This window comes from Streptomyces griseomycini (genome assembly GCF_014203535.1).
Taxonomy (GTDB): Bacteria; Actinomycetota; Actinomycetes; order Streptomycetales; family Streptomycetaceae; genus Streptomyces; species Streptomyces griseomycini.
In genome coordinates this window covers 790,628-812,424 of sequence record NZ_JACHJI010000001.1, presented here as the reverse complement: position 1 = coordinate 812,424, position 21,797 = coordinate 790,628, and the positions used below count along the sequence as shown (strand labels likewise).

At 72.8% G+C, this 21,797-nt stretch carries 21 protein-coding genes; 15 read left to right on the top strand and 6 right to left on the bottom strand.

The genetic code is table 11. The features are described from left to right. Positions 1-27: 27 nt before the first annotated feature. The 9 genes from FHS37_RS03710 to FHS37_RS03670 all read left to right on the top strand — a co-directional run bounded on the left by FHS37_RS03710 (position 28) and on the right by FHS37_RS03670 (position 11,137). Entirely contained in the window at positions 28-780 is a 753-nt protein-coding gene (locus FHS37_RS03710) for an SCO2525 family SAM-dependent methyltransferase (protein WP_184817543.1), read from the top strand. Positions 781-835: 55 nt separating this feature from the next. Next, positions 836-2,680 (top strand): SCO2524 family protein, encoded by a 1,845-nt coding sequence (locus tag FHS37_RS03705; protein WP_184817542.1) that lies wholly within the window; start codon positions 836-838, stop codon positions 2,678-2,680. Positions 2,681-2,683: 3 nt separating this feature from the next. Further along, complete coding sequence (locus FHS37_RS03700) at positions 2,684-3,601, top strand: SCO2523 family variant P-loop protein (RefSeq protein ID WP_184817541.1); 918 nt, start codon at positions 2,684-2,686, stop codon at positions 3,599-3,601. Beyond that, entirely contained in the window at positions 3,598-4,563 is a 966-nt protein-coding gene (locus FHS37_RS03695) for an SCO2522 family protein (RefSeq protein WP_184817540.1), read from the top strand. The genes FHS37_RS03700 and FHS37_RS03695 overlap by 4 nt, the downstream gene beginning before the upstream one ends. Position 4,564: 1 nt before the next feature. Further along, on the top strand, positions 4,565-5,572 hold the full coding sequence (locus tag FHS37_RS03690; protein ID WP_184817539.1) for an SCO2521 family protein: 1,008 nt from the start codon (positions 4,565-4,567) through the stop codon (positions 5,570-5,572). A gap of 105 nt (positions 5,573-5,677) precedes the next feature. Next, positions 5,678-6,865: a hypothetical protein gene (locus FHS37_RS03685; protein WP_184817538.1), complete on the top strand. Its 1,188-nt coding sequence runs from the start codon at positions 5,678-5,680 to the stop codon at positions 6,863-6,865. A gap of 178 nt (positions 6,866-7,043) precedes the next feature. Then, a complete protein-coding gene (locus FHS37_RS03680) occupies positions 7,044-9,119 on the top strand; it encodes an MMPL family transporter (RefSeq protein ID WP_184817537.1) in 2,076 nt (691 codons plus the stop codon). A 60-nt stretch (positions 9,120-9,179) separates the two neighbouring features. Further along, positions 9,180-10,478, top strand: a complete 1,299-nt coding sequence (locus FHS37_RS03675) for a sensor histidine kinase (protein WP_184817536.1) — start codon at positions 9,180-9,182, stop codon at positions 10,476-10,478. Further along, positions 10,475-11,137, top strand: coding sequence for a response regulator (locus FHS37_RS03670; protein ID WP_184817535.1), 663 nt, complete (start codon positions 10,475-10,477; stop codon positions 11,135-11,137). Before FHS37_RS03675 ends, FHS37_RS03670 begins: the two co-directional genes overlap by 4 nt. Positions 11,138-11,161: 24 nt before the next feature. Here FHS37_RS03670 and FHS37_RS03665 read toward each other — a convergent pair whose 3' ends face one another. The 3 genes from FHS37_RS03665 to FHS37_RS03655 form a co-directional block, all read right to left on the bottom strand. Beyond that, positions 11,162-11,419, bottom strand: a complete 258-nt coding sequence (locus FHS37_RS03665) for a hypothetical protein (protein ID WP_184817534.1) — start codon at positions 11,417-11,419, stop codon at positions 11,162-11,164. A gap of 252 nt (positions 11,420-11,671) precedes the next feature. Then, positions 11,672-13,309 carry a vWA domain-containing protein gene (locus FHS37_RS03660; protein ID WP_184817533.1) on the bottom strand — a complete coding sequence of 546 codons (1,638 nt, stop codon included), beginning with the start codon at positions 13,307-13,309 and terminating at the stop codon, positions 11,672-11,674. 26 nt (positions 13,310-13,335) lie between these two features. Further along, positions 13,336-14,544, bottom strand: coding sequence for an AAA family ATPase (locus FHS37_RS03655; RefSeq protein ID WP_184817532.1), 1,209 nt, complete (start codon positions 14,542-14,544; stop codon positions 13,336-13,338). 224 nt (positions 14,545-14,768) lie between these two features. Between FHS37_RS03655 and FHS37_RS03650 the strand changes: the two genes are divergently transcribed. The 3 genes from FHS37_RS03650 (at position 14,769) to FHS37_RS03640 (ending at position 16,379) form a co-directional block, all read left to right on the top strand. Then, on the top strand, positions 14,769-15,362 hold the full coding sequence (locus FHS37_RS03650) for an ArsR/SmtB family transcription factor (protein ID WP_184817531.1): 594 nt from the start codon (positions 14,769-14,771) through the stop codon (positions 15,360-15,362). 11 nt (positions 15,363-15,373) lie between these two features. Beyond that, a complete protein-coding gene (locus tag FHS37_RS03645) occupies positions 15,374-15,571 on the top strand; it encodes a hypothetical protein (protein ID WP_184817530.1) in 198 nt (65 codons plus the stop codon). A 277-nt stretch (positions 15,572-15,848) separates the two neighbouring features. Then, positions 15,849-16,379 (top strand): hypothetical protein, encoded by a 531-nt coding sequence (locus FHS37_RS03640; RefSeq protein ID WP_184817529.1) that lies wholly within the window; start codon positions 15,849-15,851, stop codon positions 16,377-16,379. 46 nt (positions 16,380-16,425) lie between these two features. Here FHS37_RS03640 and FHS37_RS03635 read toward each other — a convergent pair whose 3' ends face one another. Continuing rightward, entirely contained in the window at positions 16,426-17,664 is a 1,239-nt protein-coding gene (locus FHS37_RS03635; RefSeq protein WP_184817528.1) for an IS701 family transposase, read from the bottom strand. Positions 17,665-18,495: 831 nt separating this feature from the next. On the opposite strand from FHS37_RS03635, the gene FHS37_RS03630 reads away from it, so the two are divergent. From FHS37_RS03630 to FHS37_RS03620, 3 genes are read left to right on the top strand one after another with little or no spacing between them, the layout of a single operon-like run. Next, the gene (locus FHS37_RS03630; protein ID WP_184817527.1) at positions 18,496-18,711 is read left to right on the top strand and encodes a hypothetical protein; all 216 of its coding nucleotides are present in this window, start codon (positions 18,496-18,498) and stop codon (positions 18,709-18,711) included. A 21-nt stretch (positions 18,712-18,732) separates the two neighbouring features. Then, complete coding sequence (recO, locus tag FHS37_RS03625; protein ID WP_184817526.1) at positions 18,733-19,479, top strand: DNA repair protein RecO; 747 nt, start codon at positions 18,733-18,735, stop codon at positions 19,477-19,479. Positions 19,480-19,523: 44 nt separating this feature from the next. Further along, positions 19,524-20,357, top strand: a complete 834-nt coding sequence (locus tag FHS37_RS03620; protein ID WP_184817525.1) for an isoprenyl transferase — start codon at positions 19,524-19,526, stop codon at positions 20,355-20,357. A gap of 55 nt (positions 20,358-20,412) precedes the next feature. Here FHS37_RS03620 and FHS37_RS03615 read toward each other — a convergent pair whose 3' ends face one another. Next, the gene (locus FHS37_RS03615; protein WP_184817524.1) at positions 20,413-20,832 is read right to left on the bottom strand and encodes a Fur family transcriptional regulator; all 420 of its coding nucleotides are present in this window, start codon (positions 20,830-20,832) and stop codon (positions 20,413-20,415) included. Between the two features lie 61 nt (positions 20,833-20,893). Further along, positions 20,894-21,796 (bottom strand): metal ABC transporter permease, encoded by a 903-nt coding sequence (locus FHS37_RS03610; protein WP_184817523.1) that lies wholly within the window; start codon positions 21,794-21,796, stop codon positions 20,894-20,896. Position 21,797 lies beyond the last annotated feature (1 nt).

The window sequence follows — 21,797 nt, the reverse complement described above, 5'->3', positions numbered from 1 at the left end:
CGACGCTCGATGGAATACGGCAGGGTGATGATGGATCGCAACGCCGACGCACCGTGGTCGAAGTTCGATCCAGAGGTGTACGTCGACCTCAACTACCGGACCCCGCTCGAGGTCGACCTGCTGATCGTGCGGTTGATGCGCGACCACTTCAGCCGCTGCTTCGCCCGGGGCGTCCCGGACTCGGTGCGCGGCGTCGACGTCGGCGCCGGCGCGAACCTCTATCCCGCCCTGTCCATGCTCCCCTGGTGCGAGAAGATCCTGCTGCTCGAGTACGCGCGCCCGAACGTCGAGTACCTGGAGCGGCAGGCGTCCCCCGAGGGCTACGACGCGGCCTGGGACGCCTTCTGGGAGGTGCTGCGCGAGGCCCCCGCCTACCGCGACGTCGAACCGAGGGGCCGGTTCGGCGAGATCGTCCGCGTGGAGCGGGCCAACCTGCTCGACCTCGACGGGCAGCGGCGCTGGGACATCGGGACGATGTTCTTCGTCGCCGACTCCATGTCCGAGTGCCCCGAGGAGTTCCGGCGGGGCGTGCGGTGCTTCATGGACGCGCTGAACGAGGGGGCCCCGTTCGCCGCCGCCTTCATGAAGGAGTCGGTCGGCTACCAGGTCGGCGACCACCGGTATCCGGCCTACCGGGTGAACGAGGACGGGGTCCGCGGCAACCTGGAGGAGTTCGCCGCCGAGCTGGAGATCCACGACCTGCACCACATGGTGCGGCCGGGACACGAGGGGATGATCCTCGCGCTGGGGCGGCGGAACGCGGCGATTGCCGCTCCGTAGGAACGGGGACCATGTCTGAACACAGGGCAACCGGATCTGTACGAGGGGTACGGGGATGCAGATCAAGCCACGCCAGCACCTGCTGGACGTCTGGCGGGCCGCGGCCCGCCAGATGTTCGACGACGGGAAACTCGTCTGGGGGGACACCGACGGGCTGAGCAGCGTCGCGGACGCCGAGCGGCTGCTCTGTCTGCTGTACCCCGCCACCGAGGTGCCCGCGTTCCGCCTCGACCAGCCGGACACCACCGAGCGGGACGTGCTGCGTGCGCTGGAGCGGGTCGGCAGCCGGCTGGAGATCCCTCCCAACCTGATCACCGCGCTGACCCAGTTCATGCGCACCTACACGGGGCCGGACGACAGCCCCACCTTCGCCGGCGGGCCGTACTTCAAACCGGCCGACCCCAGCGAGGAACTCACCTACGAGCAGGGCAAGTTGGGGGTGGTCGACTCCTACTCCATGTCCGTCACGCTCTGCCTCGCCACCCTCGGGTTCCTCAAGGTCTACGAGGGCAGCACCACCCGCCCCGAAGTGCGCAAGGCGATCGGTGAGCTGAGGGAGGCCACCAACACGCGCCTGACCTCCGCGATGATCAGCCTGCTGCGCTCCTTCACCGTCAACGTCTTCGACGCCGAGTCCGAACAGGGCCGGCGGCTGATCCAGGTCATCGGGCAGAACAGACAGTCCGACCGGGCGGTGCTCCAGCAGTTCTCCCGCCGGTTCCGCCCGCTGCGCGCCACGATCATCGAGAGCCTCAGCCGCGGCATCGAGGTCGAGGAGAGCATCCGGGACGAGAGCCAGCTCTTCGAGTGCGGCTGGGCCTGGGGCGTGGTGAAGGACGCCCCGAAGATCACCGACCTGGACGGCCGGATCCCCGGCCAGCCCGACGGCATCGCCGACCGGCTGCCGTACGTGTACTTCACCGTGGTCGCCCTGGACGGCATCCAGGACCTCTTCTCCGACCGCACCCTCACCCTGGGCCTGCTGGACGCCGACCAGCAGAAACTCGCCGAGGCGTTACGCCTGCGCTGGGAACTCAGCCAGCAGTACTGGTCGGCCGTCGCCCGCTTCGGCGGCGAGCGCTGGCCCCTGGAGGACCTCCCCTGGCAGACCACCGGCCTGCGGCTGGAGTCGGAGTACTTCTCCCTGACCGTCGCGGCCATCCTCGTCCACGACCTGGTCCGCCGGAAGGCCACCGACGACGACCTCACCCGCACCGTCGCCGTCATGGAACGCCTCGCCGACCGCGGTCGGATCACCAGCCGGATGACGCGGAACGACCCCGCCGTCCGACTGCACGACCCGGGCGTCCTCATGCCGCTCGCCGGTTCCGAGCGCTCCGGAACGCTCCTGCAGTGGCGGATGACCGACTTCTCGGCCCAGCTGCTCAAGCGGAGCATCCAGCTCGCCGAACTCTCCCGGAACATCGAGGCGCAGGACCGCCTGCTGCGCCTCGCCGAGCAGACGTTCGAGCACCTGTGGGAACGGCGGATCGAGGAGGGCGCGGGCACCGGCCTCTGGGACAACGCGCGCGCCGTCTACCCGGACGCGCGCGACCTCGACCAGCGCCTGTCCTGGAGCATCACCGAACGCGTCACCGAGTGCCTGGTCGCCGCCCGCAACCTGTACGAGCAGCAACCGATCCGCAGTCCCGAACTCGCCCAGCTGGCCCGGGAACTGCTCAGCGAGGCCACCCACCTGTTCGGCAAGGAACAGATGGAGGCCTCCGTCACCGCCGACGGAAGCCGGGGACGCGCCATGCGGAGCATAGAAAGCCGCCTGGAGCACGCCCGCAGCCTGGTCGACGACCGGCCCGCCACCGCCTTCGCCCTGGCCCTGCCCGTGCTCCGGGAGCTCGACACCCTGGCCCAGGCCCGGGGCGCCGCCACCCAGGAGGTGTGAGCCGTGCTCGTCTTCGCCGCCTCCGACAAGGGAGGCACGGGCCGCTCGGTGACCAGCGCCAACCTGGCCTACCAGCGGGCCCTCACCGGCGATCACGTGGCGTACGTCGACTTCGACTTCGGCTCGCCGACCGCCGCCGCCGTCTTCGACGTGCCCGGCGCGATGCGCGGCACCGAGGAGCGGGGCCTGCACTCCTACCTCGAGGGCGACGTCACCGAACCGGCCAGGATCGACGTCTGGCGGCAGACCGAGCACCCCCTGCTGCGCGCCCGACCCAACCAGTCCGGCCGCCTGGTCCTCTTCCCCGGCGACGCCGGCGGCGGCGAGTTCGCCACCGGTGAGGACGCCCTGGAGCGGTGCGTCGACCTCCTGCTGCGGCTCAACGGCGAGTTCGACCTCATCGTGGTGGACCTGAGCGCCGGCCGCAGCTACGCCGTGGACATGGTCCTGGCGGCGACGGCCCACCCCCGGATGCGCTACGTCCCCTTCCGCTGGCTCGTCTTCCACCGCTGGACCCGGCAGCACGTGATCGCCGCCTCCGGACTCGTCCACAAGGAGAACGGCATCCTCAGGAGCGGTGTCGACCGCGGGCACGACGAGGAGACGCTGCAGGGCAGCATCCGCTTCGTCCGGGCCGCCGTGCCCGATCCCGAGTCGCCGCTGTGGGCCCAGGGATCGCCCGCCCAGGCCGCCTGGATGCAGTCCTGCGACGAGACCCTGCGCCGGCTCGCCGCAGAGCACCGCATCGGCGACAGCGTCGTCCTCGGCATCGTGCCGCTGGAACCCATCCTGCAGTGGCGCGAGCAGCTGATCACCGAGGAGGACGTGCTCGCCACCCAGATCGCCAACAAGGAGACCCTGGAGGCGCTGGAGGAGATCGCCCGGCGCCTGACCGACGAATCCCACTGGGGGCGGCCATGACGGACGCGGTGTTCCGCGAGACCACCGCCGAACCACGGACCCAGGCGGTGCCGCTGTCCCACCTCTCCCTGGAGCTGGGCCACTTCTACATGGAGGACTTCGAGGAGGGCCCCGGGCACCTGCGGCGCCACTTCGACCGGGTGCGCCCCTGGGCGGAGGCGGCACGCGCCGCAGCGGCCGTCCAGGCCGGCGGCAAACGCCCCCGGATCAGCACCTGCTTCCTGATCGACGACTACTTCACCCGGTTCTCCAGCCCCGCCGAACTCGTCCCGCTGCTGCTGGCGGAGGCCGAGCGGGCCGGGGTGACCGTCGACTACCTGGCCCGCGAGTCCGCCTGCGCGGACGCCGGCAAGGTGCCGGTCGCCGAGGCGGTGGCCGGCCGCCTCGTCGAGGAACCGCCGCCCGGCAGCTACGGCCTGCGCCCGCCGGCCGCCCAGGCCGGCTGGCTGGCCAACGGCCGGCGCAGCCCCGTCGCGCGCACCCCGCAGGCGATGCGGAAGGCCACCGCCTGGCAGCCGCCCAGGGAGACCGCGGCCCGCCGCCACTCGGTCTTCCTGGACGTCGAACTCTGGAGCGACACCCCCGACGGGCACCGCACCTGGTCCTGCCCCTTCCTCGCGGCGGTGTGGCAGCTCGTCCGGCTCGGGCTGCTGCGCAACCAGGGCGAGGCCGTCCTCGTGCCCCAGCCGCACACCGCCTCCGGCTTCCCGGAGGACTGGGACGAACTGCCCCCGCTGATCCGGCTCAACCCGCGGGCGGACCCGTTCGCCGCCTACCGGACCTGCTCGGTGGTGCCCAACCGGTTCTTACCCGTCGAGCACGCCGTCCGGGTGATCCTCGACCAGACCGAGGTGGACCCCGAGGCGCTGCACCAGGTCGCCGAACGGTCCGCCCACGAGGCCGTGGCCGTCCCCGACTCGGTGGCCGAGCGCATCTCCTACGTCTTCTACGCGGGGGCGTGACGTGCGGCCGGGGGAGAGCGCACCGCGCGCCGTGCTCGCCTGCGGCGAGGTCCGCACCTGCCTGCTGCCCGCCCGGCAGGCGCTCGACAGCCGGGCCGCCGCCCAACTCCTCGGACTGCGCGCCGACGAGCGGGTCCTGCTCTCCGAACGCCCCAACCTCTACGGGCGTTCCCCCGACACCCTCACCGGCGTCGACTGCCCCCTGCCCAGCGCCAACGGCTCCCGGGTCCGCGCGGTCGGCACGGTCGCCGCACGGGCCTCGCTCACCGAAGGGCGCGTCCTGCAGAGCTCCGCGTACTTCCGCGTCCCCGCCGCCGGCCCCGACCACCGACGGCCCTGGGGCCACTACCTGGTGCGGCCCGGCGTGGTCGAGCCGCTCGGGAGACTGCCCCGCGAGGCGGTCGCCCAAGGACTGCTCGGCGGTGGACGGCACGGCGAACTCGACGTCGGCCTGATCGCCGACGGCCTGCTCACACGACTGCTGCGCCACCCCCTGCTCGACCAGCGGCCGCCCCTCAAGTCCCGCCCCACCCGGCTCCGTTGGGTGGCCCTGCCCGCGGACCCCGGCGACGGCCCGTCGATCGAGCGGTTCACCCTCGCCGAGGACGAACTGCGCACCCTGCGGCTGCGGGTCCCCGAGGGCGTCCGCAGCGCCGAGATCGCCGGACTCTGCGACGACCTCGCCCTGCACGACTGGCTGCTCACCACCGTGGTCCGCATCCTGGACGGCATCCGCCTGGGATCCGCGCCGCCGCCGGCCCGGCCGCGGCCGCCGACGGGGGACGGTCTTCCCCCCGTCGTCAGGGCGCTGCGGCCCGCCGTCGACCACCTGCTGCACCTGTGGATGCCACGGGCCCGGGTGGCGAAGGAACTCGCCCCGCTGTGGGACGCGCTGGAGGAACGGCCCGGATTCACCCGGCAGTGGCAGACGCTGGTGCAGCGCATCCGCGACCAGCTCACCCTGCACGCGATCCCCTCGCCGTACCGGGAGGTGGAGCCGGTTCCCTGACCCGACACTCCCCAGCGGCCCACCGGCCCCGAGCGGACCCGGCCCGACCCCACGCACATCCCCGCACCCCGAACCGACGCGCATCCCAACGGGGGGAGAAGCGAGATGAGCACGGCACAGTCACCCCAGCCCGAAGACACGGCGGGCCCGCCCGACCGCGCGGGCGACCGGACGATCCCCGGTCCGCAGGACCCGTCCCGCACGGCACCCGCCCCGGACCGGCCGCCGGCAGCCCTCGCGGCCACGGGGCCGGACCGGGACGCCGCCCCGGCCCCGTGGCCGCGCCGACTGCTGGTCGGCCTCGTCCTCGGCCTCCTCGCCTGGGGCGCCGCCGCGCTGCTGAGCCCGGAGGACGGACCGGCGCGGCAGCTCGCCGCCGCCGGACTCTGCGCCGCCGCCGCGGTGGCCGTCCAGCACCTCCTCGCACCGGACCGGACGGCGGAGGAACGGACCCGGCGGACGGAGCGCCTGCTGGCCGAGACCGCCGCCACCGTACGGGACGGGCTGCGGCGCCACGACGACCTGCGGAGCGACCTGGCCCGGCACGCCGAGGACGTGAAGCGGTTCGTCGAGAACCGCCTCGCCGAGACGGCCCGGCCCGCCGAACCCCGCCCGGTGCTGGACCGGGTCCGCATCGACGCGGTGCCCGACCTGGCCACCAACTTCGCCGAGGTCCTGGCGCCCGGCCCCCCGATCCTGTCCACCTTCGTCCGCCTGGAGATGCAGCGGGTGATCGGGTACATGACGGACCTCACCACCCTGACCGCGGAGTGCCCCGGAGAGAACCACGACTGGATGCTCACCCTCACCCGCGCCGCGGAGGAGTCCATCTGCGCCACCAGCACCTCCGTCGACCGGGGGTTCTGGAACAGCGAGCCCGCCAGCCGCTACCTCCACGCCCAGCACGAGGCGATCGTCGAGCACGGGGTGCCGGTACGGCGGCTGTTCCTGCTGGAGAGCGCGCGGGAACTGGACGACCGGCTGCTGCGGCTGTGCGAGGAGCAGGAGGTGCTGCACATCGAGGTGCGCGTGGCGGTCCTGCCGGAACTGCCGCCGCACCTGCTGCGCGGCACCACCAACGACTTCATCGTCTACGACGAGGCGGTGTCCTTCGAGATCGACCAGGACCTGCGCGACGTCAACATCAGGACCCGGCTCATCGCCCGCCCGGACCACGTCCAGGACCGGATGAAGCGCTTCAGGGAACTCTGGGAGGCCGGCATGAGCCTGCGCGAACTGGAGGTGCGGGTCGACGACGAGGAGGACGGCACCTGGATGGTCGACAGGGGCTGAGCGGAGCGGGCGGGGTCGTTCCCCGGAGCGATCCCGCTTACTCCCCCGGGAGCAACCCAGCCCCCCGCACCGCCCCGCGCAGTACCCCGCAACTCGCCCTCACGCCCGACGTGCCGCCCCCTCGGCGCCGGGAGTCTGGAGACCGACCCAGACATCCGACCGGAGGGAGACCCGTCTCATGGGGGCCGCAGGGACAAGGAGTCCGGGGCGACGGCGAGCCGTGCCCTGGCTGGTGCTCGGGCTGTGGGTCGCCGTACTGGCGCTCGCCTCGCCGTTCGCCTCGAAGCTGTCGGACGTACAACGCGACCGGGCCGTCGACTACCTGCCGGCGAGCGCCGACTCCACCCAGGTCGCGAAGATCCAGGACCGGCTGCCCGGCGGCGAGGCCACCGAGATGGTCGTCGTCTACCACCGCGACGGCGGCCTGACCGCCGCCGACAGGGCCACCGCCGCCGACCAGATCGCCGAGATCGCCGGCGCCCACACGCTCACCGGCCGGCCGGCCGCCGTGCCGTCCGAGGACGGCACCACCCTGATGTACCCGGTGGCCAGCACCGAGCCCGGCCAGGACGAGGAGGCCCGCGACGCGCTCGTGAACGCCGTGCGGGACGTCGCCCGGGGCGGCGACGGGCTGAGCGTCGAGGTCGGCGGGGCGGGCGCGCTCGCCACCGACGCCGCCGAGGTCTACGACTCCCTCGACGGACCGCTGCTCTACACCACCGCCGCCGTCGTCGCCCTGCTGCTGATCCTGATCTACCGCAGCCCGTTCCTGTGGCTCGTCCCGCTCGCCGTCGCGGGGCTGGCCGACTACCTGTCGATGGGCGTCGCCTACGGCCTCAACCAGTGGTTCGGCACCCCGGTGTCCGGCCAGTCCTCCGGCATCATGACGATCCTCGTCTTCGGCGCGGGCACCGACTACGCGCTGCTGCTCGTCTCCCGCTACCGCGAGGAACTGCGTCGCGTCGAGCGGCCGTACGACGCCATGGCCGCCGCGCTGCGCGGCTGCGGCCCCGCCGTGCTCGCCTCCTCCGGCACCGTCGCCGCCGGACTGCTGTGCCTGCTCGCCGCCGACCTCAACTCCAGCCGGGGCATGGGCCCGCTCGGCACCGTCGGCGTGCTGTGCGCGCTGGCCGCCATGCTGACCCTGCTGCCGGCGATCCTCGTCCTGCTCGGCCGCCGCGTCTTCTGGCCGCTCGTCCCCCGCTACGGCAGCACCCCCAGGGCCCGCCGCTCCCTGTTCACCGCCATGGGCGGCTCCGCCGGGCGCCGGCCCCTCGCCGTCCTCGCGGGCGGTGCCGTCCTGCTCGGCGCGCTCGCCCTGGGCGCGCTGAACCTGCCCGGAGCCCTCAAGCAGGAGGACTCCTTCACCTCCAGGCCCGAGGCGGTCGCCGCGATGGAGACCCTCGCCGCCGCCTACCCGGAACGCGGCACCCAGCCCATCAGCGTCATCGCCCCCACCGACCGCGCCGACGCCGCCCTCGCCGCCGCACGCGACACCCGGGGCGTGGAGAGCGCCGAGCGGGGCCGCAGCGGCGGGGGCTGGACCGAGATCACGGTCATCGCCGCCGCCCCGCCCCAGTCGGCCGGGGAGACCGCCACCATCGAGGCCCTGCGCGAGAACCTCGACGGCTCCTACGTCGGCGGCCCCAGCGCCGAGCAGATCGACCTGAAGGACACCAACGCCCGCGACACGACGATCGTCGTGCCGATCGTGCTGCTGTCCGTGCTGCTCGTCCTCGTCGCCCTGCTGCGGTCCCTGGTCGCGCCGCTGCTCCTGGTCGCCGCCGTCGTCGCCGTGTGGGGCGCCGCCCTCGGCATCGGCGGGCTCGTCTTCGGGCCGCTCCTCGGCTTCGAGGGCACGGACCCGGGTCTGGGGCTGCTGTCCTTCGTCTTCCTGGTGGCGCTGGGCGTCGACTACGGCATCTTCCTCATGCACCGCATGCGCGAGGAGTCCCTGAAGGGCACCGAACCCGCCGAGGCCGCGCTCACCGCGCTGCGCACCACCGGCGGGGTCGTCGCCTCCGCCGGGCTCGTCCTCGCGGCCACCTTCGCGGTGCTCACCAACATGCCGATGGTGCAGCTCGTCGAACTGGGCTTCGTCATCGCGGTCGGCGTCCTGCTGGACACCTTCCTCGTCCGCACCTACCTCGTCACCAGCGCGAGCGTCGCCCTGCGGCGCCGGGTGTGGTGGCCGGGCCGGCTCTCCCGGGCCCCCGAACCGGTACGGCGGGAGCGGCAGCCGGAGCCGGTGTAGCACCGGTGTGACGACGAAGGGGCGTCCCTCCCTCCCGGAGGGACGCCCTCCTCCAGGAGGATGAACCCCGTGCAGGCAACGACGACGGCGGACCGCCCGCCACCGACCGCGACGCCCGGACGGCCCGGCATCGGCGAGCGGGTCATGGCGGCGGTCAACCGCGACCCCCTGACCGCCCCGCACGCCGTCCGCAACGACGCGCTGCTGGCGGCCTTCCTCGCCGTCACCGCCGTCGCGGTCGCGCTGCTCGTCGACCACGGCGGCAGACCCGACGCGCCCGGCTGGGCGCTGCTGCTCGCCGGCCACGTGCCGCTGGCGTGGCGACGCCGCCGGCCGCTGACCGTGCTGCTGCTCGCCCTGGCCTGCATCGCGCCCTACCACGCGCTCGACCACAACCACGCCGCACCCGTCGCCGGTTCCATGGTGGCCCTGTACACCGTCGCGGCGACCGGCACGCCGCGCCGCACGCTGCTCGTCGGCTCCGGCGTCATCGGCGTGACCCTGACCCTGAACGCGCTCACCAACCCCGACGGGTTCGTGGAACTGCTGCGCATCACCGGCTGGGTCATCGCCGTGCTCTTCCTGGGCGTCGACGTCCGCTTCTACCGCCAGTACGTCGCCGCGATCGTCGAACGCGCCGTGCGCGCCGAACGCACCCGCGAGGAGGAGGCCCGCCGCCGGGTCGCCGAGGAACGCCTGCGCATCGCCCGCGACCTGCACGACCTGCTCGCCCACAGCATCACGCTCATCGGCGTGCAGACCTCCGTCGCCGCGCACGTCCTGGCCGCCGACCCCGAGCGGCTCGACCGGGAGACCGTCGCCAAGGCCCTCGACGACATCGCCGAGACGTGCCGGACGGCGCGCGGCGAACTCCGTACGACGCTGGAGGTGCTCCGGGACCACGGCTCCGGGGACGCCCGCGGCCCGCTGCCCGGCCTCGACGGCGTACCCGACCTGGTGGAGGCCGCGCGCCTCGCGGGCGCCCGCGTCGAGCGGACCGTCCGGTTCGGCGCGGTCCCGCCCGCCGTCGGCGCCGCCGCCTACCGCATCCTGCAGGAGGCGCTGACCAACGCCGTCCGCCACGCCGGCCCCGAACCGTCCGTCCGCATCGACCTGCGCGAGGAGGACGGCGCCCTGCACCTGTCCGTCACCGACGACGGCACCGGTCCCGTGCCCGGCGGCACCCCCGGGTTCGGGCTGGTCGGCATGCGGGAACGGGCGCGCAGCGTGGGTGGCACACTCGACGCCGGGGCGCGCGCGGGGGGCGGTTTCCACGTGCGGGCGACCCTGCCGCTGACACCTTCGACCCCTCCTTCGACCCCGACCGGTTCCGTCACGACCGCGGAGGGAAGCGGATGACCATCCGAGTGCTGCTCGCCGACGACCAGACCCTCGTGCGCGAGGCGTTCGCGATGCTCGTCGAGTCGGCGCCCGACATGGAGGTCGTCGGCCAGGCGGCCACCGGCCGCCAGGCGGTGGAGCTGGCCCGCAGCGAGCGCGCCGACCTCGTCGTCATGGACATCCGCATGCCCGACCTCGACGGCATCGAGGCCACCCGCCGCATCGCGGCCGACGACGACCTCGCCGGGGTGAAGGTCCTCGTCCTCACCACCTACGACACCGACGAGAACATCGTGGACGCGCTGCGCGCCGGCGCCTCCGGCTTCCTGGTCAAGGACACCAGGCCCGCCGAACTCCTGGACGGCGTCCGCACGGTCGCGGCCGGCGAGGCCCTGCTCTCGCCGGGCCCCACGGCACGGCTGGTCGAGCGGTTCCTGCGCAGCCCGTCCCCGCCGGCGACCGCCGGCCCCGAGTGCCTGTCGGACCGCGAGCGGGAGGTGCTCACGCTGGTCGCGCGCGGGCTCAACAACACCGAGATCGCCGAGTCGTTGGGGCTGAGCCCGCTCACGGCGAAGACCCACGTCAGCCGGATCATGGGCAAGCTGGGGGCACGGGACCGGGCCCAGCTGGTGATCGTGGCGTACGAGTCGGGGCTGGTGGCACCGGGGAGCCGGTGACACGCGGGGGAGGGCCCGCGCCCGTCAGAGCGTGTGGTGCAGCCAGCGCTGGATGGTGGTGTTGATGCCGGCGGACAGGGCGCTGAGGCTGTCGATGGCCTCGCGGTCCTCGGGGCGCGGCGGGATGCCGGCCGCGGTGAGGGCGGCCTGGAGTTCCAGCCGCCGGCGGTCGCGCGGGGCGATGGTGACGTCGAGACGGTGGGCCGGGTTCGGAGGGGCCAGCAGGTAGTCGCGGTCGCAGGCGGCGTGGTGCGGGCCGTACTCGAAAGCGGTGGCGGTCATGTCGGTCTCCTCACCCAGGGGTGTCGGTTCTGCGGGACAGGAGGCCGGCCGCGCCCGCCCCGGTTGCGGCCGGGGCGAAACGTCACGCCAACGGCGTCATCGGCAGTTCGTCGTCCGGTCGGACGAGCGGCCCGGAAGGTTCCGCCGGCACGTGCCCCGACGCCGCGCCGCGGGCCGGCGTCCGCGACGAACCGCGCGTCCTCGGACGCCCCGGGGAACGGGGCGGTGCGCGAAGCGGCCGGGCCGGCGCCGTCAGATCACGCGGAAGAGGTCGGCGGCGGCGTGGACGTCGGTGAGGTCCGCGACGGAGCGGAGGTTGTCGCACAGGGCCTCCAGGGCCGAGCCGGCCCCGTCGGCGCGCGGGACGCCGACGGCCACGCCGAAGACCCGGAAGCCCAGCCGGTGCTTGGCGTCGTTCCAGCCGCGCATCCACTCCTCGGTGACGCCGCACTCCTCGTCGGTGATCAGCACGATGTCGCCGCGCATGCGGCCGGCGTCGTCGAACTCCTCCGCCAGCAGCTCACCGGCCGCCGACAGCGGCGTCTGGAAGCTGGTGCCGCCGCCGAGGAAGGTCTCCGCGAAGTCGACGACCCGGTCGACGCCGGCGTCCTCGCCGGCCGGGAAGCGGAAGACCCGCAGCCTGCCGGCGGCGGAGAACAGGATGCCGACGAAGTCGCGCCCGGCGTGGCGGGCCTGGTCCAGCAGTGCCAGGGCACAGGCCTTGGACCACGCCTCCCGGGTGATCCCGCCGGGCCCCTCCGCGTACATGGAGTGCGAGGTGTCCACGCACGCGATGACGGCGCCCTTGCCGGTGGCCCGCTCTCCCCGGCTGTCGTAGAGCATCAGCTCCCCGGCGGCGTAGCGCGCGGCGAACACCGCGCGCAGCTCGGGCAGGCCGAGGCCCGCCAGCTCGGAGGGGATCACGCGGGACAGGTCGTCGCCGAGCGTGACGCCGACCAGCTCCCCGGTGGCGTTCTCCACCTTGCGGGCGCGCTCGCCGTCGGCCATCTGCCGGAACCGGCCGATCAGCTCGGCCCACCGGGCGAGACGGCCGGTGCGCAGCCGCTCGGCGAGCCGGGCGCGCTGCTCGAACGGCATCCGCTCCAGCTCTCCGGGGCCGACGCCCCACGCCCGCATCAGCGCGGCCTCCTCCCGCACGGTCCGGGCGGCCTTCGCCACCGCGTTCCGCGCGGCGGTCCGGACACCGGGAACCGCAGCCGCGAGGGCCTGCGCGGCCTCCTGGGCGGCCCGTCGCGCGGCGACCGCGGCGGCTTCGGCGGCCTCGCCCGCCTCCCGGACGGCGTCGGCGGCCCGGGCCGGCACGGTGCCGTCCCCATCGGACCGCTCCGCCCCGCCGGCGGCCTGCCGGAGCGCCCCGTCCACGGCGGCCGCCGCGTCCTCGGCGTCCTGCCGGGCCCGCTCCGCCCGTTCGGCCCGCTCCCGGGCGTCCCGGGAGCGTTCGAGCAGCCCGCGCAGCGCGGTGGCCTGGGCGAGCACGGCCATGGCGGCGGCGTAGGGGTCGCCGACCGTCTCCCGGCGCAGCTCGGCGAAGTCCGGTGACTCCACCAGCGAGGTGACGACCAGGTGGTCGACCAGCCGGGAGGGGTCCATCTCCGCGCGCCCGCGCAACCGAGGGTCGGCCGTGTAGGCGGCCAGGAACACGTCGGCCAGGAGGTCGGAGGCGCGGGCGTGGTGCCGGCCGAGCTCCTCGGCCAGCTCGCGCAGCCCGGCCGCCTGCTCGTAGGTGTCGCGCCACGCGATCCGGTCGAACGGGTCCGCGGCCACGGCCGCGGTGTGCCGTCCGGGAACGGCGGCGGACGGGCTCGGCCAAGTCCCGGCCCGGCCCGCCGACCCGTCGGGCCGGTGCGGTGTTCCGCCCGTGGTCCCCATGCTCCCGGTGCCCCCGTGCCCGGTGCTCAGAGCTGGGCCTTCACCATGCTCGCGTCCACGCCGAGGGCCTCGGTGAGGACGCGGGCGCGGACGGCGCGCTGGCGGTTGGTGACCCGGTCGATGGCGGTGGTGGAACGGCCGGCGCCCACCGCCTCCTCGCGCAGCCGCTCCAGTCGCTTCCCCGCCGTGGCGAGCCGGTGGTGGGCCTTCTTGATGACCCACTCGCTCAGCGCCTCGCGGGACTGCCCGGCCATGGCGTCGAGCTGGGCCTCCAGTTCCTCGATGACGTCGGCCAGGTCGAGCGCCTCCCTGGCGTCGGGGTTGACCAGCTGCAGCACCTCGCGCTCGACGGTCGGGCGCTGGGCGGGGGAGTCCCACAGCACGTGGGTCAGGACCGACAGGTCCTTCTCGGCGACCGCCGGACGGCCGTCGAGGTACGCGGACGCCTGGAGCAGCCCCACCGCCTGCCGCCAGCGGCGGTCGGAGGCGACGAGTTCCTTGCGGCGCAGGGCGGCCCGCAGGGTGCACACCGCGTCCACGATCGCGTCGGGGACGTCCACGGCCGGGACGGCTTCGGTCACGGCGTGCTGCAGCGCGGCCAGCCCGACGGTCGTCCGGGCCGGGGCGACCGGGCGGTGGACGGCGGAGCGGACCAGCGCGGCGAAGTTCGAGGGGTCCTCCAGGTACCCGACCTCGATCCGCACCAGCAGCCGGTCGTAGATCGCGGCCGAGTCCTCCCCGCCGGGCAGTTCGTTGCTCGCCGTGATGGCCCCGATCAGGGGGCAGCGGATCGGTTCGCCGCCGTTCTCGGGATGGTAGATCCGCTCGTTGAGGTAGCCGAGCGTCTCGTTCAGCGCCGCCGTGGAGCACTTGAAGATCTCGTCGATGAACGCGACGTGCGCGGTCGTGGCGCGGCCCTCGTAGACCTGGCGGTACTCGCCCCGGGCCAGCGCGGCGACGTCGACGGGGCCGAACATCCGCGTCGGCGCGGTGAACTTCGACAGCAGGATCTCCCAGTAGGCCGCCCCCTCGATCCGGCCCGTGAGCTCCCGGGCCATCTCGGACTTCGCCGTTCCGGGCGGGCCGAGCACCAGCGAGTGCTGCCCGGCCAGCAGCGTCACCACCAGCGTCCGCACCACGTCGGCACGCTCGTAGAAACGATCCGACAACTCGTCGCTGATCGCCCGCAGTCTCCCGGCCGTGCCCTGCGCGTCGTGCGCGTCCTGTGCGTCCACGTTCGACTCCTTGCCTGCGACGCCCTGTCGGGCTGACGGGACGGTCCTGTGCCGGAGCAGGATCACAAGCGGGCCGCGATGCCCCCCCACCGATCTTCGAGCGGTTCCCAAACATACGTCCTCGCGCGGAGCCGGATCGACCCCCGCCGGGCGACGCCCGATGCGGAGAACTCGTTGCAAAGGAAGCGTTGCAACGCTTCCTTTGCAAGGTTATCTTTGTGCCCATGGACGAGCCCCAGGAGCCCCGGGACCCGCAGGTCCGCAGCCTCGACGCCCGCTCGCTGCGCGGCCTCGCGCATCCCCTGCGCATGCAGCTGCTGAACGCGCTGCGACGCGGCGGTCCGGCCACCGCCTCCCAACTGGCCGCGAAACTGGGGGAGTCCAGCGGGGCCACCAGCTACCACCTGCGCCAGCTCGCCGCCCACGGGTTCGTGGAGGACGCGCCGGAGCGCGGCAAGGGGAGGGAGCGGTGGTGGAAGGCGGTCCACCAGGGCGTGCGCTTCGACGACGCCCTGCTCAGGGACCGCGACCCCGTCGTGCGCGGCGCCGCCGACCTGTTCCTGCACGAGGTCGCGAACCAGCACACCCAGGAGCTCGCGACCTGGCTCGGCACCGGCGACGACTGGTCCGAGGAGTGGCGCCGCGCCTCGGACATGAGCGACTGGACGCTGCGCCTCACCCCCGAGCTCGCCGAGGAACTCGTCCACCGGATGCACGCCCTCGTGGAGGGCTACCGCGCACGGGCCCTCGACGACGGCACCCCGGACGTCGAGCAGGTGCGCGTCCACACCCACGTCATCCCCGTCCGCACGGACTGAGAGGCCGCCCGATGCACCCGGAGATCCACCTCGCCCTGCACCACTCCCGTGCCGTCGGCCTCCGCGCGGAGGCCGACGCGCACCGCCTCGCCGCGGCCGCCCGGACCCCTCGGCGCCCTCGGCTCCTCCGCGCCCGCCTCGGCTGGACCCTGGTCGAAGTCGGCCTGCGCCTGGCCACCGCCCCCAGGCCGCCGGCCGCCGTGTCCTAGTACTCCAGCCGTAGATCGTGATCTTCATTGACCTGCCGCAGCGAAGTTTGAGCACTCCATCGAAGGTTGGGCAGAGCCTTCAAGTTTTGAGCGATCGACTCTTCGACGCCCACGAAGTGGGCTGGCTGGTGTGCAGGTTCGTCGCGACCCAAGCCGCGAAACTTCACCCTCATCATCTCGGAGGCTGACCTTGCTCCACCGCGGGGCGGACGCGGGGCGGGACAAGGCCAGCCTCCGAGTTGATCCGCGTCGCCGTGCCTCACGGCAGGGTGGATGCATGACGACGACGCAGCACTCCCACCCGGACTCCGAAGCGACGGACCCCGCACAGCACAGCGTGCCCGCCTGGGCAGAGCGCGTCGCGCACGCCATCCCTCTGGTCGTACTGCCCGTCGGCATCTGGCGATTACCGATTGGCTTCGGGTACGGCATGGGCGGAGAGCCCATGCCCCCTGCCTGGTACAACGCCCCTTACGTCATCGGGCTGACGATCCTCACCGAAATCCTCGCGCTGCTCAGCTTCGGATTGGTCCGCCGCTGGGGCGAGGTCGTTCCTCACTGGGTGCCGAGGCTGGGCGGGCGACGCATCCCGCCGGCCGCCGCGATCATCCCCGCAACCTTGGGCGGCCTCTTCTTCACCGCGCTCTGCATCCACTGGCTGTACGAAGCCGTTACCGCCGGCACGGCGGCCTGGCCGTACGACGAGGGCTGGGATGTCCTCGCGATGGCGATGAGCGGGCTGATGAACCTGTGGGGTCCACTGCTTCTGGTCCTCACGTATGCGTACTACCGACGCCGCCGGACCTGATCCCAGTCTTCGGTGAGAACGCTCAACCTTCGCAGCGAGAGATCATTCATGCCTGAATTGCAGCTTGCCGCCGGTAATGGCTGGCCTGGGCTAGGGCCTGGTGGCGGCGTCTCCAGTCGGACCAGCCGAGCCGGTGGGAGAGGTCGGTCAGCGGCCGGACGGTGACGGCGAGGAACAGGTGCTGGATCTCGTTGCAGGTCAGCGGGGCCAGGTCGTCCGATCCGGTGCAACGCCTGCGTCCGTCTGCACGGACGACGGCGAGGAAGGCATGAGCGAGCATGGCGAGGGTGACCCAGCGGCTCCAGGACGGGTAGCGGCGGACCTGGTGTTCATCGAGTCCGGCCAGGCCCTTCTCGGTCTGGAAGGTCTCCTCCACCCGCCACCTGGATCCGGCAGTCCTGACCAGGGTGCGCAACGGGACCCGCACGGTGGAATGGCAGCGGTAGTAGGCGAGTTCGCCGGTGGTTCGGTTGCGTCGGATCAACAGCTGACGGTGGCCTGGTGCCGGGTCGGTGAGGTCGATGACGGCCCAGTCGTAGTAGCGGTGCCCCTTCGCGCCGCGTCCGGCGGACAGTTTCTGCCAGGCCCGCTGCGGGAGTTTCCTGGCCAGCGCGTCGGCGCGGAACTTTCCTGCGCCGGTGGTCACATCAGCCGAGCAGGCCACCGCGAGGACATAGCCCAGACCACGTTTCTCCAGGGCCGCCCGCAGTTTCGGGTTGCCGCCGTAGACCTCGTCGCCGGTCACCCAGCCAATGCGGTGCCCGGCGTCCAGAAACCGCTCGATCATCGTGCGGGCCAGCTCCGGCTTGGTCGCGAAGTCGGTACCCTCGCCCAGCCCCGCCGCCCGGTAGCGATCCGGGTCCGAGGTCCACGAGCGAGGGACGTACAACTCCCGGTCCACCGCCGCGTGCCCGCGCTCGCCTGCATGGACGAGATACACGGCGACCTGGGAGTTTTCGACCCGGCCGGCGGTGCCGGTGTACTGACGCTGGACCCCGACGGTCCGGGTGCCCTTCTTCACGTCGCCAGTCTCGTCCACGACCAGTACCGCCGCCTCGTCGTGGAGATGCTCGACGACATACTCGCGCACATCGTTACGCACCGCATCGGCGTCCCAGGACGCCCGGCACAGCAGGTGCTGCATGCCGTGCGGAGTCTTCTCCCCGGCCCACTCCGCGATCGTCCAGCAGTTCTTGCGCGGCAGGTCCGACAGCAGCCCCAGAACCAACCGCCCGGCCCGCAGCCGGGGCTCGACCCGAGCAAACCGGCCCGCGATGCGGCCCATGGCCCCCTCGAACGCCTCCCGCCAACGGCCGGGATCTACGCTGTGACCTGCGGCCACCGTCTCTTCGTAAGTCCACACAACTCACGATGATCAACGGTGGCCGCACCCGGTCTCCACACCGGCTCCCGACCAGCAAGATCACGATCTACAGCTGGAGTACTAGCGGCAGTACGCGTCCCGTTCGCCAAGAACCGGACGACGAGCACCACCGCGCGGAGCGGGTTCGGACCGACAGGACGGAATGGCCCGCGGAAAGGCCGCGCGGACGCACGACAGGCGGGATGCGACACCCCGTCCGGAAGAATTCGTCGACGGTACGGGCGGCCCGGCCCCGACCGTTCCCGCGAACTCCGTGAGCCGCCTCATCTCGCTCGCGGCAGCCCGCGGGGAACGGCGTCCGCGTGCGCGAAGTGCCTCGTCAGCCCTCTGCGCGGTGTCCGTCCGGGGTTTCCGGATAACCTGTTCGAACCGTTCGGCATAACCTCCCGACGCGAACCGTTGGCCATTGCTCAACCCCTTTGTGTCGCCCCGCATTTGCCAGGCGCGAAATCCTTCCGAGTGTAAGTGCGTGACGACCCCCTTGAGGCGCGAAGAGTGAAAGCCGAAAAGGAAGGGGATCAAGGTGAAGGCACAGCACTCGGCGCTCTGCGTCGGAGAAGCGGAGGAAGTGGTGAAAGAATTGCGGGCGGAACTCGCGAAGGCCGGAATCACCCTGCCGTCACCGGGGCCGGCCCCGGCGAGTCTTGCGTGGGAGACGCCCTGCCCGCCCGTCGTACCGGGGCGGCGCCCCCTCGGGACCGCGCGGCGGACCGCGGCGACGGCGGTGGTGCGGTGAAGCCGCCCGTCGGCGCGTACGTCGTGGACACCCGGACCGAGCGGATCGGCATCGTCATGGGGTACGAGGGGCCCTACGTCCAGCTGAGACCGTACGGCGGCGGCAGGGAGTGGGACGCCGATCCCGGCGCCGTGCGGCAGGCGACCTCGGCGGAGCGGCTGCGCGCGGCGACGGCGTACGCCAATGCCCGCAGCCGCGGTGAGGTGCCTTGAGCATGGGCGACAATGGTTGCCATGAGTCTGTTCCGCGACGACGGCATCGTGCTGCGCACCCAGAAGCTGGGTGAGGCGGACCGGATCATCACGTTGCTCACGCGCGGTCACGGGCGCGTACGCGCCGTGGCGCGGGGCGTGCGCCGGACGAAGTCGAAGTTCGGTGCGCGCCTCGAACCGTTCTCGCACGTGGACGTGCAGTTCTTCTCGAAGGGGAGCGAGCTGGTCGGACGCGGCCTGCCGCTGTGCACGCAGAGCGAGACGATCGCGCCGTACGGCGGCGGGATCGTCACCGACTACGCCCGCTACACCGCCGGCACGGCGATGCTGGAGACCGCCGAGCGGTTCACCGACCACGAGGGCGAGCCGGCGGTGCAGCAGTACCTGCTGCTGGTCGGGGGCCTGCGGACGCTCGCCCGGGGCGAGCACGCGCCGCACCTCGTCCTCGACGCGTTCCTGCTGCGCTCCCTCGCCGTCAACGGCTACGCGCCCAGCTTCGGCGACTGCGCGAAGTGCGGGATGCCCGGCCCGAACCGGTTCTTCTCGGTCGCGTCCGGCGGCTCCGTCTGCGTCGACTGCCGGGTGCCCGGCAGCGTCGTACCCTCGCCGCAGGCGCTGGAACTGCTCGGGGCGCTGCTCACGGGGGACTGGGAGACCGCGGACGCGTGCGAGTCGCGGTACGTCCGGGAGGGGAGCGGACTGGTGTCCGCCTACCTGCACTGGCATCTGGAGCGCGGGCTGCGTTCGCTCCGGTACGTCGAGAAGTGAGCACAGGCAAGTACGCAACGTCGGCACGAGGAGACGAGAGACACATGGCCGTACGCGGGTTCCTGGGGCGCCAGCGCCGGGAGTACAGGACGCCGGAACCGCACCCTTCCGGCGCACGGCCCCCGAAGCTCCCCGGGGAGCTGGTCCCGAACCATGTGGCGATCGTCATGGACGGCAACGGGCGCTGGGCCAAGGAACGGGGCCTGCCGCGCACCGAGGGGCACAAGGTCGGGGCCGAGCGGGTGCTGGACGTGCTCCAGGGCGCGATCGAGATGGGCGTCGGCGCCATCTCCCTGTACGCCTTCTCCACCGAGAACTGGAAGCGCTCGCCGGACGAGGTGCGCTTCCTGATGAACTTCAACCGCGACTTCATCCGCAGGACCAGGGACCAGCTGGACGAGCTCGGCGTGCGGGTGCGCTGGGTGGGGCGGATGCCCAGACTGTGGAAGTCGGTGGCCAGGGAACTCCAGATCGCCCAGGAGCAGACGAAGGACAACGACCGGCTGACGCTGTACTTCTGCATGAACTACGGCGGGCGCGCGGAGATCGCCGACGCCGCGCAGGCGCTCGCGGAGGACGTGCGGGCCGGACGGCTCGACCCCTCGAAGGTGAACGAGAAGACCTTCGCCAGGTACCTCTACTACCCGGACATGCCGGACGTGGACCTGTTCCTGCGGCCGAGCGGCGAGCAGCGCACGTCCAACTACCTGCTGTGGCAGAGCGCCTACGCCGAGATGGTCTTCCAGGACGTCCTGTGGCCGGACTTCGACCGCCGTGACCTGTGGCGCGCCTGCCTCGAATTCGCCTCCCGCGACCGGCGGTTCGGCGGCGCGATCCCGAACGAGGAGCTGCTGGCCATGGAGGGCGAGCAGCAGTAGGCGACGGAAAAGGGGCGCGGAGATCACCTCCGCGCCCCTTTCGGGTCCGTCGGGTTCAGGCGTCGCAGGCCGCCGCGCACTCCGCGCACGTGCCGAAGATCTCGACCGTGTGCGCCACGTTGACGTAGCCGTGCTCGGCGGCGATGGCCTCGGCCCACTTCTCCACGGCCGGGCCCTCGACCTCGACCGCCTTGCCGCAGCCGCGGCAGACCAGGTGGTGGTGATGGTCGCCGGTGGAGCAACGGCGGTACACGGACTCGCCGTCGGCGGTGCGCAGGACGTCGACCTCGCCGGCGTCGGCGAGGGACTGCAGGGTGCGGTAGACCGTGGTGAGCCCGACCGAGTCGCCCTTGTGCTTGAGCATGTCGTGGAGTTCCTGCGCGCTGCGGAACTCGTCGACCTCCTGGAGCGCAGCCGCCACAGCGGCACGCTGCCGGGTGGCGCGGCCCTTCACGGGCGGTCCTGCGGTCGTCACCGGATTGCCTCCTCACGTCTGCCTCTGCCCGGGCCATTGTGCCAGCCCGGGCGGAGGCGAGTCAGGCGCCGACCTCGTCGCCGGCCTTGCGGCTGGCCGGAATCACGCACTCCGCGGGATCGCCGCCGGGTTGTGCGGCGGCCAGCGCCCGGGCGCGGCGGCGGGCCAGCGGAGTGGCCAGCGCGGTCAGCGCGACGAACGCGGCGATCGTCAGCAGCACGATCGTCGCGCCGGGCGGCACGTCCTGGTAGTACGAGGTGACCGTGCCGCCGATGGTCACGCTCACGCCGATCGCGACGGCGACGGCGAAGGTGGCGGCGAAGCTGCGGCTGAGCTGCTGGGCGGCGGCGACCGGGACCACCATGAGCGCGGACACCAGCAGCAGGCCGACCACGCGCATCGCGACCGTGACCGTGACCGCCGCCGTGATCGCCGTCAGCAGGTTCAGCGCGCGCACCGGCAGGCCCGTGACCCGCGCGAACTCCTCGTCCTGGCTGACCGCGAACAGCTGCCGGCGCAGACCGACCGTGACCAGGACGACGAACGCGGCCAGGACGCAGATGGCCGTCACGTCGGACTCGGAGACCGTCGACAGGGAGCCGAACAGGTAGGAGGTGAGGTTCGCGTTGGAGCCGGTCGGCGCGAGGTTGATGAACATGACGCCGCCCGCCATGCCCCCGTAGAAGAGCATCGCGAGGGCGATGTCGCCGCGGGTCTTCCCGTACCAGCGGATCAGCTCCATCAGGACGGCGCCGAGCACGGAGACGAGCGTGGCCATCCACACCGGGGACCAGCTGAGCAGGAAGCCGAGGCCGACGCCGGTCATGGCGACGTGGCCGATGCCGTCGCCCATCAGGGCCTGGCGGCGCTGCACGAGGTAGACGCCGACGGCGGGGGCGGTGATGCCGACCAGGACGGCGGCGAGCAGCGCCCGCTGCATGAAGGCGTAGTTCAGGATTTCCATC

Bases quoted from the DNA above. Each gene is read 5' to 3' on its own strand.
- FHS37_RS03665 (WP_184817534.1), bottom strand. From the start codon at position 11,419: ATGACCGCCACCGCTTTCGAGTACGGCCCGCACCACGCCGCCTGCGAC.
- FHS37_RS03635 (WP_184817528.1), bottom strand. From the start codon at position 17,664: ATGGGCCGCATCGCGGGCCGGTTTGCTCGGGTCGAGCCCCGGCTGCGG.
- FHS37_RS03680 (WP_184817537.1), top strand. From the start codon at position 7,044: ATGGGGGCCGCAGGGACAAGGAGTCCGGGGCGACGGCGAGCCGTGCCC.
- FHS37_RS03685 (WP_184817538.1), top strand. From the start codon at position 5,678: ATGAGCACGGCACAGTCACCCCAGCCCGAAGACACGGCGGGCCCGCCC.
- FHS37_RS03640 (WP_184817529.1), top strand. From the start codon at position 15,849: ATGACGACGACGCAGCACTCCCACCCGGACTCCGAAGCGACGGACCCC.
- FHS37_RS03610 (WP_184817523.1), bottom strand. From the start codon at position 21,796: ATGGAAATCCTGAACTACGCCTTCATGCAGCGGGCGCTGCTCGCCGCC.
- FHS37_RS03710 (WP_184817543.1), top strand. From the start codon at position 28: ATGATGGATCGCAACGCCGACGCACCGTGGTCGAAGTTCGATCCAGAG.
- FHS37_RS03675 (WP_184817536.1), top strand. From the start codon at position 9,180: ATGAACCCCGTGCAGGCAACGACGACGGCGGACCGCCCGCCACCGACC.
- FHS37_RS03620 (WP_184817525.1), top strand. From the start codon at position 19,524: ATGGCCGTACGCGGGTTCCTGGGGCGCCAGCGCCGGGAGTACAGGACG.
- FHS37_RS03650 (WP_184817531.1), top strand. From the start codon at position 14,769: ATGGACGAGCCCCAGGAGCCCCGGGACCCGCAGGTCCGCAGCCTCGAC.
- FHS37_RS03660 (WP_184817533.1), bottom strand. From the start codon at position 13,309: ATGGGGACCACGGGCGGAACACCGCACCGGCCCGACGGGTCGGCGGGC.
- FHS37_RS03695 (WP_184817540.1), top strand. From the start codon at position 3,598: ATGACGGACGCGGTGTTCCGCGAGACCACCGCCGAACCACGGACCCAG.
- FHS37_RS03645 (WP_184817530.1), top strand. From the start codon at position 15,374: ATGCACCCGGAGATCCACCTCGCCCTGCACCACTCCCGTGCCGTCGGC.
- FHS37_RS03670 (WP_184817535.1), top strand. From the start codon at position 10,475: ATGACCATCCGAGTGCTGCTCGCCGACGACCAGACCCTCGTGCGCGAG.
- FHS37_RS03705 (WP_184817542.1), top strand. From the start codon at position 836: ATGCAGATCAAGCCACGCCAGCACCTGCTGGACGTCTGGCGGGCCGCG.
- recO (WP_184817526.1), top strand. From the start codon at position 18,733: ATGAGTCTGTTCCGCGACGACGGCATCGTGCTGCGCACCCAGAAGCTG.